The organism is Saccharopolyspora rhizosphaerae (genome assembly GCF_003931915.1).
Taxonomy (GTDB): Bacteria; Actinomycetota; Actinomycetes; order Mycobacteriales; family Pseudonocardiaceae; genus Saccharopolyspora; species Saccharopolyspora rhizosphaerae.
This window is the reverse complement of the sequence record NZ_RSAA01000015.1, coordinates 381209-394929: the sequence shown is the minus strand read 5'-3', so window position 1 is coordinate 394929 and position 13721 is coordinate 381209. Positions and strand designations below refer to the sequence as shown.

12 protein-coding genes and 1 tRNA gene are annotated in these 13721 nt (G+C 71.1%); 4 read left to right on the top strand and 9 right to left on the bottom strand.

Features of this window, described 5'->3' with window-relative positions; translation table 11 throughout:
- Positions 1–197: 197 nt before the first annotated feature.
- From EIL87_RS16745 to EIL87_RS16720, 6 genes are all read right to left on the bottom strand, one after another.
- The gene (locus EIL87_RS16745) at positions 198–545 is read right to left on the bottom strand and encodes an iron chaperone (RefSeq protein ID WP_125091455.1); all 348 of its coding nucleotides are present in this window, start codon (positions 543–545) and stop codon (positions 198–200) included.
- 175 nt (positions 546–720) lie between these two features.
- Positions 721–793, bottom strand: a tRNA-Ala gene (locus EIL87_RS16740).
- 219 nt (positions 794–1012) lie between these two features.
- Positions 1013–2356: an NAD(P)/FAD-dependent oxidoreductase gene (locus EIL87_RS16735; RefSeq protein WP_125091454.1), complete on the bottom strand. Its 1344-nt coding sequence runs from the start codon at positions 2354–2356 to the stop codon at positions 1013–1015.
- Complete coding sequence (locus tag EIL87_RS16730) at positions 2349–2585, bottom strand: DUF6158 family protein (RefSeq protein WP_125091453.1); 237 nt, start codon at positions 2583–2585, stop codon at positions 2349–2351. The genes EIL87_RS16735 and EIL87_RS16730 overlap by 8 nt, the downstream gene beginning before the upstream one ends.
- Positions 2586–2667: 82 nt before the next feature.
- Entirely contained in the window at positions 2668–3918 is a 1251-nt protein-coding gene (locus tag EIL87_RS16725) for an MFS transporter (protein ID WP_233576310.1), read from the bottom strand.
- 158 nt (positions 3919–4076) lie between these two features.
- Positions 4077–4898: a GNAT family N-acetyltransferase gene (locus EIL87_RS16720; RefSeq protein WP_125091452.1), complete on the bottom strand. Its 822-nt coding sequence runs from the start codon at positions 4896–4898 to the stop codon at positions 4077–4079.
- Positions 4899–4972: 74 nt separating this feature from the next.
- On the opposite strand from EIL87_RS16720, the gene EIL87_RS16715 reads away from it, so the two are divergent.
- The 3 genes from EIL87_RS16715 (at position 4973) to EIL87_RS16705 (ending at position 9430) form a co-directional block, all read left to right on the top strand.
- Complete coding sequence (locus EIL87_RS16715) at positions 4973–6631, top strand: DUF885 domain-containing protein (RefSeq protein WP_125091451.1); 1659 nt, start codon at positions 4973–4975, stop codon at positions 6629–6631.
- Positions 6632–6741: 110 nt separating this feature from the next.
- Complete coding sequence (locus EIL87_RS16710; RefSeq protein WP_125091450.1) at positions 6742–8640, top strand: UvrD-helicase domain-containing protein; 1899 nt, start codon at positions 6742–6744, stop codon at positions 8638–8640.
- A gap of 85 nt (positions 8641–8725) precedes the next feature.
- Positions 8726–9430, top strand: coding sequence for a hypothetical protein (locus EIL87_RS16705; protein ID WP_233576309.1), 705 nt, complete (start codon positions 8726–8728; stop codon positions 9428–9430).
- On the opposite strand, the gene EIL87_RS16700 is transcribed toward EIL87_RS16705, so the two are convergent.
- Positions 9431–9805: a YybH family protein gene (locus EIL87_RS16700; protein WP_125091449.1), complete on the bottom strand. Its 375-nt coding sequence runs from the start codon at positions 9803–9805 to the stop codon at positions 9431–9433.
- Between the two features lie 95 nt (positions 9806–9900).
- Between EIL87_RS16700 and EIL87_RS16695 the strand changes: the two genes are divergently transcribed.
- Positions 9901–10806 carry a LysR family transcriptional regulator gene (locus EIL87_RS16695; RefSeq protein WP_125091448.1) on the top strand — a complete coding sequence of 302 codons (906 nt, stop codon included), beginning with the start codon at positions 9901–9903 and terminating at the stop codon, positions 10804–10806.
- A gap of 210 nt (positions 10807–11016) precedes the next feature.
- On the opposite strand, the gene EIL87_RS16690 is transcribed toward EIL87_RS16695, so the two are convergent.
- Together EIL87_RS16690 and EIL87_RS16685 are read right to left on the bottom strand one after the other, a co-directional pair.
- Entirely contained in the window at positions 11017–13113 is a 2097-nt protein-coding gene (locus EIL87_RS16690) for an AfsR/SARP family transcriptional regulator (protein WP_158628653.1), read from the bottom strand.
- Between the two features lie 143 nt (positions 13114–13256).
- Positions 13257–13673, bottom strand: a complete 417-nt coding sequence (locus tag EIL87_RS16685) for a YkvA family protein (RefSeq protein WP_125091446.1) — start codon at positions 13671–13673, stop codon at positions 13257–13259.
- Between the last annotated feature and the right edge of the window lie 48 nt (positions 13674–13721).

Genomic DNA, 13721 nt, shown 5'->3' with positions numbered 1-13721 from the left:
ACGCCAAGCCGCGACCGACACCGCGTCCACCTCGGCCGGTGACCCGGAAGGTGCCCTGCACGTGGGGGATTGCGGAAGGCCGAAGCCCTGGAAGCGTTGCGGCCGGTTCGACCTGACCACACCGCACCTGAACCGCTAGACGATTCGTCAAGCCACCACTTCTGCTACCTCCACCTCCTGGAAGACAACCACCGCACTCACAATCCGAGGTCCTTCCGGGACGCCGCGGCCAGTCGCCGGAGGAGGTCGTCCGGAATGGGCTTGCGTGCCGAGAAGGTGACGCCGGTCTTGCTCGCCTTGAGCCCGGCGTCGGCGATGTCGTCAGCGAGCGCCGTGATGGCACCTTTCGACAGGTAGAGACCGCATTGTCGACTGAACGCGCCGTAACCGGCGACGATGGACCCGCCCACCTGGAAGCCGGGCATGTTGTACTTCACGACTTCCTCCGCGTCCGGAAGGGCAGCGGATAGCTGCGCGCGCACCTGTTCCAGAAGTGGTCGGAGGTCCACGGGAGCCTCTGCGATGTACGCGTCGTGATCCGACATCGTGCACGTCCCCTCTCGACTGCCAGGCCCACCGGTAGTGCGCAGAGTGTGCCTCAGACCGCTGCTCAGCCCAAAGCAGAGCCGCAGGCGGGGACGATCGTCGTGGGACAGGCAGAGAGACAGGCAAACACGAACCAGGGCCGATGCTCGGAAGCATCGGCCCTGGTCACTGGGGTGGAGCTGAGGGGATTCGAACCCCTGACCCCTTGACTGCCAGTCAAGTGCGCTACCAGCTGCGCCACAGCCCCTTGTTCTGTTCTCCGAGGTGTTCGGTTCGTTCTTCCGTCCCGCTCATCTCGTGTGCCACTAGATTACAACAGCCGTTCGGGGGCGTTCCCAGGGGGGTCCCCTCACCGCACCGAGTGGGCGGGCATGGCTGTTGACCTGCGGTGATGGTGCCGCAGCCCGGGGCCCACGGTACCCGTCCTCACGGAGTCGTCGAGACCCCGTGAGGACGGTCACTGCGATCAGCCTGCTGCCGTCGTCCCGTGGGGCTTCGGCAGGCCCCTGGTGTTGGCGGCCTTGACGAACTCCGCTCTCGGGTCGTGGAGCTCGCCGAGCGCGACCACCTGGCGGCGGAACGGGAGTTCCAGGAGCCAGTCTCCGAGGATGCGGGCCTTGCGGGAGACCGTCGGCATCTTCATCAGGTGGTACGCGCGGTGCAGCAGCCACGCGGGCAGGCCCTTGAGCTTGATCCCGTAGACCTCCGCAGCGCCCCGGAACAGACCGAGGCCCGCAACCGATCCGGCGTGCTTGTGCCGGTACTCCTTCAGCGGCTCACCGCGCAGCTGGGCGACGATGTTGTCCGCCAGCAGCTTCGCCTGGCGCACGGCGTGCTGCGCCGACGGGCTCGTCAACGCTTCCGGGTCGTCGCTGGTGAGGTCCCGCACCGCGGCGCAGTCACCCGCCGAGAAGACGTTGTCGGTGCCCTTGACCTGCAGTTGAGTCGTGCAGTCCACTCGTCCCTTGTCGTCGCGGGGCAGGTCGCTCTCCTCCAGCATCGGGTGCGGCTTGACGCCGGCGGTCCACACGAGCGTGTCCGTGTCGAACTCGTCGCCGTCGGAGAGCACCGCGTGTCCGTCCACAACGGACTTCGCGGTGGTGTTGAGCTTGACCTCGATGCCGAGGTCTTCCAGCACGCGCTTGGTGTACTCGCCCATCGGCGGGCTGACCTCGGGCATGATGCGACCCATCGCCTCCACCAGCACCCAGCGCATGTCGTGCTCGGAGAGCTGCGGGTAGCTGCGGATCGCGTAGCGGGCCATGCTCTGCAGCTCGGCCAAGGCTTCGATCCCGGCGTAACCGCCACCGATGAACAGGAACGTGAGCAGCCTGCGGCGCAGCCGTTCGTCCTCCGTGCTGGCCGCGATGTCCAACCTGGACAGGACGTGGTTGCGCAGGTAGATCGCTTCGCCGATGGTCTTGAAGCCCACGCCCTGCTCGGCCAGACCGGGGATCGGCAGCGCGCGGGAGATCGAGCCCGGCACGGGGACCAGGATGTCGTACTCGAGCTGCTCGACCTTGCCGTCGCCCAGCGTCGCCGTCAGGCACTGGTTGGCGTGGTCGATCTTGCTGACCTGCGCCGTCAGCACCTCGCAGCGGCGCAGCGCCTCGCGCAGCGGCACCACCACGTGGCGCGGTTCCAGCGAGCCGGCGGCGGCCTCCGGCAGGAACGGTTGGTAGGTCATGTGCGGCTGGGTGTCGATGACGGTCACCCTCGCCTCACTCGGGTCGAGCTTCTTCTGCAAGCGCAACGCCAAGGTGAGACCGACGTGTCCGCCTCCGATGATCACCACGCGTGGTCTAGGCATCTTGCGGCTCCCCTCGGGCACCTTCGCGCGTGCGACGGGGATCGACCTGGCGCTCCGGATGGCGGCGCAGGTACTCCTGCTCGAGCTCGAACGTGCGCGCGGTGTGCTCCCGCAGCGCGTCCGGTGAGCCGTGGAGGAACGTCTCGTGGCGCGTCTCGTGCAGGTGGCGGAGTTCCTGCAACAGCACGTCCTCGGTCAACTCGTGCCCCGGAATACCGGTGGTGTTCATGTCGTCCTCCCGCATCGGACAGGGGCAACCGCAACGCCTGCGGCGTCCCCTCACGAGTACCCGCGGGGCGAGGATCAACACCTCAGGCGGCGGCGCGCAGCGGCTCCGTCTCGGTCTCCGGACGCGGCCGGGTCTCCCGAGCGCCGACCCACGCGAGCAGGCCGAGGGCCGCCGTGGCGCCGGTGACCAGGAACGCCGCCTGGTAGGAGACGGTGTCGGCGAGCGCGCCCGCGATCAGCGGACCGAGGATCGCGCCGAGGTCGGCGGCCTGCTGGAACGTCGCCAGCACGGTGCCGCCGCGCCGGTTGCCGCCGATGATGTCGGCGACGGCCGCGTTCTGCGCCGGGTTGAGCACACCCGCCCCCATGCCGGCGACCAGCGACGCCGCCAGGAAGAACGGAACCGAGGTGGTGAAGCCCAGCGACGCGGTCGCCGCTCCCATGACGACCAGGCCGATCAGCACCATCGGCTTGCGGCCGTGCCGGTCGGCCATCCGCCCGGACAGCATCAGCGCTCCGGCGTTGCCGGCGGCGAACACCGACAGCGCGATGCCGGACATCGACTGCGGGGCCTTGAGCGCCTCGACCACGAACAGCGGGACCAGGGCGATGCGGACGCCGAAGACCGCCCAGCCGGTGCCGAAGTTGGACAGCAGCGAGGCGAGGTAGGCGCGCGTGCGGAGAGCTTCGGTCAGCGGCATCGCCGGGGTCGCGTCATCGCCGAGCGGCGCCGCGAGGGTCGACGTGCGCAGCAGGAGCCAGCCGAGGAACGCGGCCAGGAACAGCGCGATGCCGTAGGTGACGAAGGGCAGCCGCAGCGAGTAGCCGACCATCAGTCCGCCGACGATCGGTCCGGAGATGTTGCCGAGCAGGAAGCTCGTCGCCCACAGCCCCGAGGCGCGTCCGCGCAAGTGGGGCGGCGACAAGCGGATCAGCAGACCCACGCCGGAGACGGTGAACATCGTCGACCCGATGCCACCGAGCGCGCGGAAGACCAGCAGCTGCCAGTAGGAGTCGGCGAAGGCGCAGGCCGTGCTGCTGATGCCGACGATGGTGATGCCGATGACGTAGATCGTGCGCTCGCCCGCCAACGAGACGAGGCGTCCGCTGAGCGGGGCGAAGATCAGCCGCATCATCGCGAAGGCGCTCACGATGAACCCGGCCGCGGTCACGCCGACGTCGAAACTCGTGGCGAACGCAGGTAACGCGGGGGCGACGATCCCCATGCCGACGGCGACGATGAAGCTGCCGACGACGAGGATCCAGATCTCGCGGGGAAGGTCGGTGACTCCTGGGCTCGTGGTGGTCTTCTCCGACGCTGAGCCGCTGGTCACAGCTTCCTCCCCAGGTTCTCGACAGTCTGAGCCACGATCTCCAACGCCGTCCGGTGCCCGGGAAATTCCGGCGCCGGGGCTTTCGTGGTCCGAACCTCACCTGACCGGCCCAGTCCGCGTACTGGGACACGCGTGGGCGCGACCCGGCGCAGGAGGGTTCAGAGGAGGTCGTCGATCCGGCGGGCGTAGGCGGTGACGCCGTAGGCGACCTCGAAGCCGATGTCCTCGGCGAAGCGCTGGGCCGTGCCGCCTTCCTCGGCGTGGCCCGCGACCAGGAGCGCGCCCATGCGGCGCAGTTCCTCGGAGACGTCGGTGACCAGGTCGTGGCCGTAGCCGCGACGCCGGCGACCGGGGCGGACCACGACTTGCTCGAGCAGGCCGACACCGCGTTCGACGAAGCCCTGCGCGAAGCCCGTGATGCGGTCGAGCCCGGGGTCGTCGACGACGAGCACGACGCTGCGGTTGTCGTCGATGCGGTGGCCGAGGTGGCGCGCCAAGCGCTGCTCACCTTCCTCGGACAGCCCCATCTCGTCGGCGTAGAGATCGACGATGCCCGGCAGGTCGCGGTCCTCGGCGGGACGGGTCTCGCTGCGGCTGAAGCCCCGGGAGCGGTGCAGCATCACGACCTGCTCCTCGACGGCGCGCCAGGCCGCGTCGTCGGCGATGCCCTCGATCTCCCCGACCGTGGTCGGCGAGGCGTAAACCACGGCTTCCGCGCGTCCGGCCTCGGCGAACACGGTCTCCAGCTCGAGCAGCGTGGTGGCGACCTGGGCTCCGGTGCCCCACAGCGCGCACGCGTGGTTGGCCACCGGCAGCGGGTTGTCCGGGTTGAGCACCACGGTCGCGGCACCCACCTGGGTGCGCGTGCCGTAGCGGACCACGGCCGAGGCCAGACGCGCGGTCTCGACCAGCCCGGCCAGGTCGCGCGCTTGCCTGGGGTCGAGCAGGGCCTCGTCGTCCGGATCGTGCAGCGGGTCCACACCTCCATTGTCCCCGAGCCAGGCCGGGGCCGGACGCCCTGCCGGATGTCGGCCGGTCGGGGCACGATTGGTCCGTGACGACGCCCGAACAGCTCGCCGAAGAGCTCCTCGCCCTGGACCTGGACGCCGACCCGATCGGTGCCTCGCTCTACGGCCTGCCGGGCCGCGACCACCTGCTGCCGGACATCTCCGCAGCCGCCGAGTTCGCCCACCGCGAGCACGCCGAGGACATCAGGGTGCGGGCGATGGCCCTCGACACCACGCACGCGGGCCTCGAAGACCGCTTGACCCTCGCGATCGTGGTGCAGCACGCGCAGTCCACGGTCAACCGGCTCGACGCCCGGTCCCCCGAGCACACCGTGATCGGCAACCTGTTCGCGCCGGTCGCGGGCCTGCTGTTCCACCTCGGGCAGGTGCCGGTCAGCGGGCAGCAGCAGTCCGAGGACTACCTGCGGCGCATCGCCCGCATCCCCGACTTCACCGCGGCCGCCGCGCAGCGCCACCGCGAGGGCGTCCGGGCGGGCCGGGTGCCGGTGCGCCCGCTGCTGGACGACGCGATCGCGCACCTCGACGACCACCTGGCGCACCCCGAGCAGGACCCGCTGCTCACCCAGCAGCTCCCCGACGACCTCGACCACAAGCGGCGACGCCTGATCCACGAGGTGGTGCACCCGGCGCTGGCCGAGTACCGGGAAGTGCTGGCGCGCGAGATCGCGCCGCACGCGCGCGACGCCGACCGGCCGGGCCTGTGCTGGATCCCGGAGGGCCACGAGATGTACCAGCGGCTCATCCACGCCCACACCACCACCGACCACACCCCGCGCGAGCTGCACGAGATCGGCCGGGCGCAGCTGGCGTCGCTGCGCGCGGAGATCTCCGAGCTCGGCCGGCGCCTGTGGGACGAACCGGACCCGGAGGCGGTGCTGCGGCGGATGCAGACCGACCGGTCGCTGTGCTGGAACGACGGTGAGGAGATGCTCGCCGCCGCGCGCGAGGCCGTCGCCAAGGCCACCGACGCCGCGCCGCACTGGTTCGGGCGGCTGCCGCAGCAGCCGTGCGAGGTGCGCCCGGTGCCGGGCACCCCGTCGGAGAGCACGCCGATCGGCTTCTACATGTCGCCCGCGCTGGACGGCTCGCGGCCGGGCGTGTACTTCGCGAACACCCTCCGGGCCGAGCAGCGCCCGCGGTTCGCCTCCGAGGTGATCGCCTTCCACGAGGTGGTGCCCGGCCACCACCTGCAGATCAGCCTCGCCCAGGAGCTCACCGACCTGCCGCTGCTGCGCAGGCTCGCCGGGTTCAACGCCTACACCGAGGGCTGGGGGCTCTACACCGAGCGGCTGGCCGACGAGATGGGCCTGTACTCCGACGACCTGATGCGGCTGGGCATGGTTGTGCAGGACCTGCTGCGCGCCGCTCGGTTGGTCGTGGACACCGGACTGCACGAGTTCGGCTGGAGCAGGCAGCGCGCGCTGGAGACGATGACCTCCAGCACCACGCTGTCGGAGCTGGAGGCGACCTCCGAGGTCGACCGCTACATCGTCTACCCGGGCCAGGCGCTGTCGTACTTGGTGGGGCGCCTGGAGATCCAGCGGATCCGGGAGGCCGCGCAGCGGCGGCTGGGCACGGAGTTCGACATCACGAAGTTCCACGACACGGTCCTCGGTCACGGCGCGCTGCCGATCTCCACGTTGGAGTTCCTGGTCGAAGACCAGCCGCCTGCGACATCCAGGTGACGCGATCGCCACACGCTCGAAATCGCCACGAACCGCACTACTGTCGATGACTGAGCGTGTTCACCGCTTGCGCGTGACCCGGCTTGTGCAGGAGCTGGACAGGAGGCGCCGTGACCGGGACCTTTCACCACCGTCAGGAATGGCTCCGGCGCGAAGCGGAGGTGCAGCTGCGGGACCGGTTGCTGCCGTCGTGGCAGAAGCGCGTCCTGCACCGCTTCGCCGCCGAGCGCGACAACGGCTTGTTCCCGCTGCTCAACCAGTTCGCGCCGCACACGCCCCGGAAACGCCCCGATCTCGTGCTGGTCGGCCGGATGGGTGTGCTCGTGGTGCTGCTGCGGGAAACCGAACCGGACTGGGAGGACTCCCGGGCGGCGTTCGTGTGGACCGCGGAGTTGCTGGCCGGGGCGTCGATCGGCTCGGGGCTGCTCAGCGAGTCGGTGCTGCGTTCCGTGGTGGTGCACCCGGTCGAGCACACCGGCCGGAAGGGCCGCAGCGCCGACCACCTGGCGATCACCGGGGACGAGATCGACCGGTTGCTCAAGCACGGCGAGCGGATCCTGACCTCCGACGAGGCGCTGTCGCTGGCCAAGCACCTGGACAGCCGGACGTTCGACCTCGTGCCGATCATGTGGAACTCCGAGCCGGTCCCGAGGCAGCGCGGCAGCGTGCCCGAGGTGCTGCAGGAACCGGTCCCCCCGGCCGCGCGGCGGCCGTTCCGGGACTGGCGGTACTTCCTGGACGACGCGCAGCTCGGGGCGGTGCGGCGCAGCTACTCGGGTCCGGCGCAGATCAGCGGTCCGGCGGGCACCGGCAAGACGACCCTGGCGCTGCACCGGCTGGCCTACCTGGCGCGGCGCGGCGCGGGGAAGCTGCTCTACACGGCTCCGCTGCCGTGGATCCCGGAGCGCGTGGCCTGGCGCTTCGAAGAGATGGCACCGGAGCTGTCGGGGCAGGTCGAGTTCCGCTCGCTGCACGCGTGGGCCCGGGACTTCCTGGTCGGCCGCGGCCGTTCAGCGGACGTCGACGAGCAGGAGGTCCGGCGGGCCTTCGACGCGGTGTGGACCCGCGACGACGTGCTGCACCGGCTCCGCAACTCGCGCGAGTACTGGAAGGACGAGGTCGACCGGGTGATCAAGGGCCGCGGGATCTCGTCGTTCGACGCCTACCGGACCTTGTCGCGCAAGGGGCGCGGCGGTCAGCTGCCGCGGGACTTCCGCCCGCACGCCTGGCGCTTCTACTGCGACTACGAGCGAGAGCTGTCCGAGCGCGGCGTCCTCGACGACAACGACGTCCTCAAGCGCGCGCTGGTGGAGCTCGAGCGGCGACCGCTGCCTCGGCAGTACGCGGGTGTGGTGGTGGACGAAGCGCAGGAGTTGACGGTGATCGGCCTGCGGCTGGCGCACGCGATCAGCGGCGACGGGCCGGACCAGCTGCTGCTGGTCGGCGACGGGCAGCAGCAGGTCCTGACGGGTGGCTGGCGGTTGTCGGAAGCGGGGATCTCGTTGCGCGGGCGGGGCGAGGTGCTGCGGCACGACTACCGCAACCGCGACGCGGTGCTGCAGCGCGCCGGCCAGGTGGTGGCGATCAACCGCTTCGACGAGGAGCCCGCGCTGCCGTTGAGCGCGGCCCTGCCGGTCCGGGTAGGCGGCCAGGTCGTCGAGTGGCACGGCGAGGACCAGGAGAGCGCGCTGCTGAGCGCCCTGCTGGCGCGGGAGGCCGACTCGTCGGCGGCGGTCATCACCGAGACCGACGCGGCCGCCGAGCACTGGCTGGGCGTGCTGCGCCGATCCGGGGTCGCCGCTCGCCCGTTGTCCGGCTGGGACGGACGCGGCACCGGTGATGTGCTCGTCGGAACCTCGTCGCACGCCAAGGGGTCCGAGTTCCGATCGGTGTTCCTGCCTGCCGAACCCGCCGACGGGTCCCGCGCGGACCACGAGACCCACCAGCGCCGCCGGCTCGCAGCCATGACCCGGGCGCGGGACCTCCTCTGGCTCGCCCACCTCCACTGATCGCCCCTCCCCCGATACCGCGACCGGGGCCGACCTCCGGGTTCACCCGGATCCGGCCGCTGCGACGGCCTCGCATCGTGGGCGCATGGCGAGTTCTCAGCGGTGGCGGCAAGGCCTGGTGTGGTTGCACGTCGTGACGTCCGTGGGGTGGATGGCGCAGGCTCTGGTGCTGTTCACCCTGCTGTCGGTGAGCTACCGCAGCGCGGAGGCGGAGGTCCGGGTCTCCGCCACGACGATGGCCCACGTGGTGGACACGACGCTGCTGGCGCCGGCGGCCAACGCGGCGGCGTTCACCGGGTTCGTGCTGGCCGCTGCGACACCGTGGGGGTTCTTCCGCAACTGGTGGGTGCTGGTGAAGTTCGGGATCACCGTCGTGCAGCTCTACGCCGGGATCTTCATCCTGTCCAAGTCGCTGCAGGCGTCCGTGGTCTCCGCCGAGGCCGGTCACCCGACTCCTCCGGGCCTGCAGCTCGTGGGAACGGGTTTGATGGCGTCGGCCATCGCGTTCCAGGCGTGGTTGTCGGTGGCCAAGCCGTGGCGGCGGACCCCGTGGGCGTCGACTCGGAAGATCCCCGCCGCGTCCACCCGGGTCTTCGCCGCGGCCGTGTTCGCCCCTCTCGCGGACATCGCGCTGGGGCTGGTGCTCGGCGTTCCGGCGCCGTTGTTCGAACTGATCGTGCTGGCGGTGGTGCTCGGTCTTCGGCCTCGGCGGATCGCGGCTCAGCCCCGAACGGCGGCCGTGGCGAGCCGGTCTTCCGAGGCGCGGTCCGCCGTCCCAGAACGGCCGTGATCAGGCCCGATCAGGGCCGTTCTCCGGGATTCGGAACTCGGGTTGGTCGAGCAGGCGCAGCCACGTGCCGTCGGGCTGGCGCCGGACGACCTGGGCGCGGGCACCCGTGCCGTCAGCGGGCGGGGTCGAGGTGAGGGCGATGTCGTCGCTGATCAGCGTCGGCAGCGGCGGTTCGGGTTCGAAGTGCGGGCGCTGGGTGAGGACTTCCTCCCACAGGGCCCGGATGGCGTCGCGTCCCACGGTCGTCTTCCCCGGCGGGTACGCCAGGACCGCGTCGGGTTCGTAGAGCTCGGCCACACCTTCGGCGTCCCCCGCGTTGCTGCGCTCGACGAAGAGCCTCGTCAGGTCCTCAGGTGTGCGTGCCTTCTCCCGCATCTCTCCTCCTCCGTCCGGTGCGTGCACGTCCACCGTGCGCCCACCCGCGTCAGAAGTCCAACAGGTAGTTCTGATGGGAGCTATCATCAGAAGTTGTGGACTTGCGGCAGCTGGAGTACTTCGTGGCCGTGGCCGAGGAGCGGAACTTCACCCGGGCCGCGCAGCGCGTGCACATCAGCCAGTCCGGCGTGAGCGCGCAGGTCAAGCGGCTGGAGGAGGAGCTCGGCGCGGAGCTCTTCGACCGGTCGGCGCGCACCGCCGAGCTGACGGCAGCGGGCAGAGCAGCGCTGGAGCACGCGCGTGCCGCGCTGGCCGCGGCCGGAGCCGTGGGCCAGGCGGTCGGCGAGATCACCGGCCTGCTGCGCGGGAACCTCGAGGTCGGGATGGTCATCGGCTGCGCGGTCACACCGCTGTTCGACGCTCTGGCCGAGTTCCACCGCGCCCACCCCGGGGTGGAGCTGTCGCTGCGCGAGGACAACTCCGACCGGCTGGTGGACGACGTCCGCCACGGAGCCCTGGACCTGGCGCTGATCGGCACCGAGGCCGCACCCGAGGGGCTGGAGAGCTTCACGATCATCAGCGAACCGCTGGTCGCCGCTGTTCCCGCGGGACACGAGCTCTCCGGCGAGGTGTCGCTGCACGAGCTGGCCGCTCACCCGGTCGTCTGCATGCCGGCGGGCACCGGTCTGCGGGCGGTGTTCGACCGGGCCTGCGCGCGACGCGGTGTGGAACCGGTGATCGCGTTGCAGGCCAGCGCGGCGGCCGCGATCGCCGACCTGGCGCGGCGCGGGCTCGGCGTGGCGATCCTCAGCGAGTCGATGGCGGCCGAGTTCCCCGACCTCACCGCGCTGCCGATCACCGGTGTCACCGACCCGGCGCTGCTCGCGATCACCTGGCGTCCCGGAGCCACCGTGGCGGCACGCGAACTGGTCCGCTCCTGCCGCGAGGCCTTCCGTACTTCCTCGGACCACGCGTCCAGGAAAGAACCCACCGCACGGTGACCACCGGCCACCTCGGGGAACCGGGTCCGGAGGTGTGGATCCCGTCGCCTGTTCGAGACAACCACACCTGCACGCCACCGGTCGGCGCCGCCCCCGGAACGTGCTGCGCCGAGCCGACTTCCGGTCACGAGCACCCACGCAGGACCCGCTCGTGTGGCGTCCACCCGCCAGGGTGACGCAGGCGGCCGCGAGACAGCACCTCGTCCCCGGTCAGTGGTCGCTGAGGGCGGCTCCTGAGGCGAGGGTGGCGAGGCGCTCGGCGTCGTCGTAGTAGCGGTCGTCGGCGGCGAGGTAGCCGTGCAGCAGCCGGCACACCACCCCGACCAGGTCGTCCATCCCCGCCTTGGCGGCGGTCTCCGCCACGCACATGAGGTTGGGGCGTTCGATCTCCAGCCAGCGCACGGCGGCCGCCTCGCTCGTCAGCCTCGGCATCGCCACCGGTCGCGGCAGGCCGCCCGCCTCGGGTTGGCGGCTCGGCTGCAGGAGGCGCATCGCCTGATCAGCGGTGTGCAGGTAGAAGCCCAGCAGGCGGTCCACGACCGCGGGCTGGTTGCGCTCCTGCTCGGCGAGTTCCGCGGCGTAGTCGCCGAGCAGCGCGTGCATCTCGTAGCGGCTGTGCCCCACCTCGGTGATCAGGTGCGCGCGGACCAGGACGTCCAGCAGCCGCTGCGTCGTCTGCACGTCGTCGGCGCCGAGCAGCGCGGTGAGCGCGTAGGTGCCGACGCGGTGACCGGCGTGCCTGCAGGTGAAGCCGCAGAGCCGGAACAACCTCGCCGCGTCGTCGGACAGGTTCCGGTAGGACCAGGAGAACACCGCGCGCACCGAGGTGTGCTCGTCCCCGGTCTCGAGCGCGTCCAAGCTGCGGTGCTCGTCGGTCAGCTCCTCCAGCAGCTCACCTACGTCCCGGGTCTTGCTCTGGTGGAGGCGTTCGGCGGCGACGCGCAGCGCCAGCGGCAAGCGGGCGCACCGCTCGATCAGCGGCCGCGACGTCTCGGCGCTCACCCCCTGGTCGCCGAGCCGGTCCGTGAGCAGCGCGTGCGCCTCGGCGGCGTCCATGCGGTCGAGCACCAGCCGGCACGCACCGTCGCGGGCGCTCAGCCCGGGCAGCGAGTCCCGGCTGGTGACGACCACGAAGCTCGTGGGCGTGCCGGGCAGCAACGGCCGGACCTGGTCCGCCGCGGCGGCGTTGTCCAGCACGATCAGCAGTCGCCGCTGGTCGACCACGGTGCGGAAGCGAGCGGCGCGCTCGGTGGCGTCGGCCGGGATCGCATCACCGGGGACACCCAAGGCGCGCAGGAACCCGGCGAGCACATCGGTGGTGGTCAACGGCTCGTCAGGACCGTACCCGCGCAGGTCGACGTAGAGCTGGCCGTCCGGAAAACGATTGCGCGCTTCGTGAGCCCAGTGCGTGACCAGCGCGGACTTGCCCACCCCGGCGGTCCCGGCGACGACCGCGAGGGGCACGTCGGTCTTCTCGCTGAGCCGGTCGAGTTCGGCCAGCGCGGCCTCGCGGCCGACGAATCCCGGGACGTCGTGCGGGAGTTGCGCCGGGCGCGTGGCGAGACGGGCGGTCGGTGACTCGAACTCGATGTGCTCGCCGGAGAGGATGCGCCGCTCCAGCGCCCGCAGCGCCGGACCGGGCTCGAGCCCGAGCTCGTCGACCACGGTGCGACGCGCGCGGCGGTAGACGGCCAGCGCGTCGGCCTGCCTGCCCGCCCGGTACAGCGCCGTCATGAGGAGGGCGTGCAGGCGCTCCCGCAGCGGGTTCTCGCGCACCAGCTCGGACAGATCGGCGATGATGAAGGAGTGCCGGCCGCAGTCGAGCTCGGCCGCGTGCAACTGCTCCAGCGCGACCAGGCGGCGCTCCTCGACGCGCTGCGCCTCGCCCACGAGCTCCGCGAGATCGAGGTCCTGGAACGGGGATCCGCGCCACAACCGCAGGGCTTGGCGCAGCACCTCGACGCGGCGCTGCGGGTCGAGGTTGCGCTCGGCGAGGTCGAGCAGCGTCTCGAAGCGCTCCACGTCGAGCTCGTCCGGGCCGACCTGCAACGAGTAGGACCCGGCGTCGGAGACCAGGCGTTCCGGTTCTCCGAGGGTTCTTCGCAACCGGTGCACGAGCAGGTGCAGCTTGCTGCCGCGCCGCTCCGGTTCACCGCCCCACAGCGCGGTGGACAGCCATCCGGCCGACACGGGTGTGTTGGCGTGCGCGAGGAGCAGGGCGAGCAGCCGTTGCCGCAGCAGTCCGGGAACCGGCACCTCCGCGGTCCCGTGCCGCACCCGAACAGGCCCCAGCACGTCGAACCGCACCGGTTTCGCACCCCCAGGAAGATGGTCGAGGACGCACCGAGTGTCCTCGGGTCGCGGGTGCGCACGCAAGGAACACGGCGGGATTTCCGCGAGTCGGCAAGGCAATTCCGCGGCGGACTATTCCAAAAGCGTTCATTCCACGGTCAAACCGCTTCACGTTGGGGCAGTCCCGCCACTCGGGACAGCGCCGCGAAGCCCTCGTCGGAGCCCGGCCAGTGCTGGTGCACGGCGTCCGGGCCGGCCCGGCGCACGACGGAACGCAGCACGGCCACGACGACGATCGCGTCGTCGGCGTAGCCCAAGATCGGGACGAAGTCCGGGACGAGGTCGAACGGCAGGGCGAGGTAGGCCATCAGCGCGCCGAGCCGGATGCGGACCCCGCGCGGCATCCCGGGGTCGGCGGCCAGCCTGCGCACCAGGCGCAGGGTGTCCGGCAGCAGCCGCAGCGCCTCGGTGAGCGCGCCCTTGCCGGGGCACATCACCAGCAGGGCCACCACGAGCGCCAGCCACACGAGCAGCAAACCCGCGGCGACGCCCAGCAAGGTGGTCACAATCGTCATGCTTCAAGTGTAACCGTCGTTAGACTCCGCAGGTAGCACCCGGTGTTC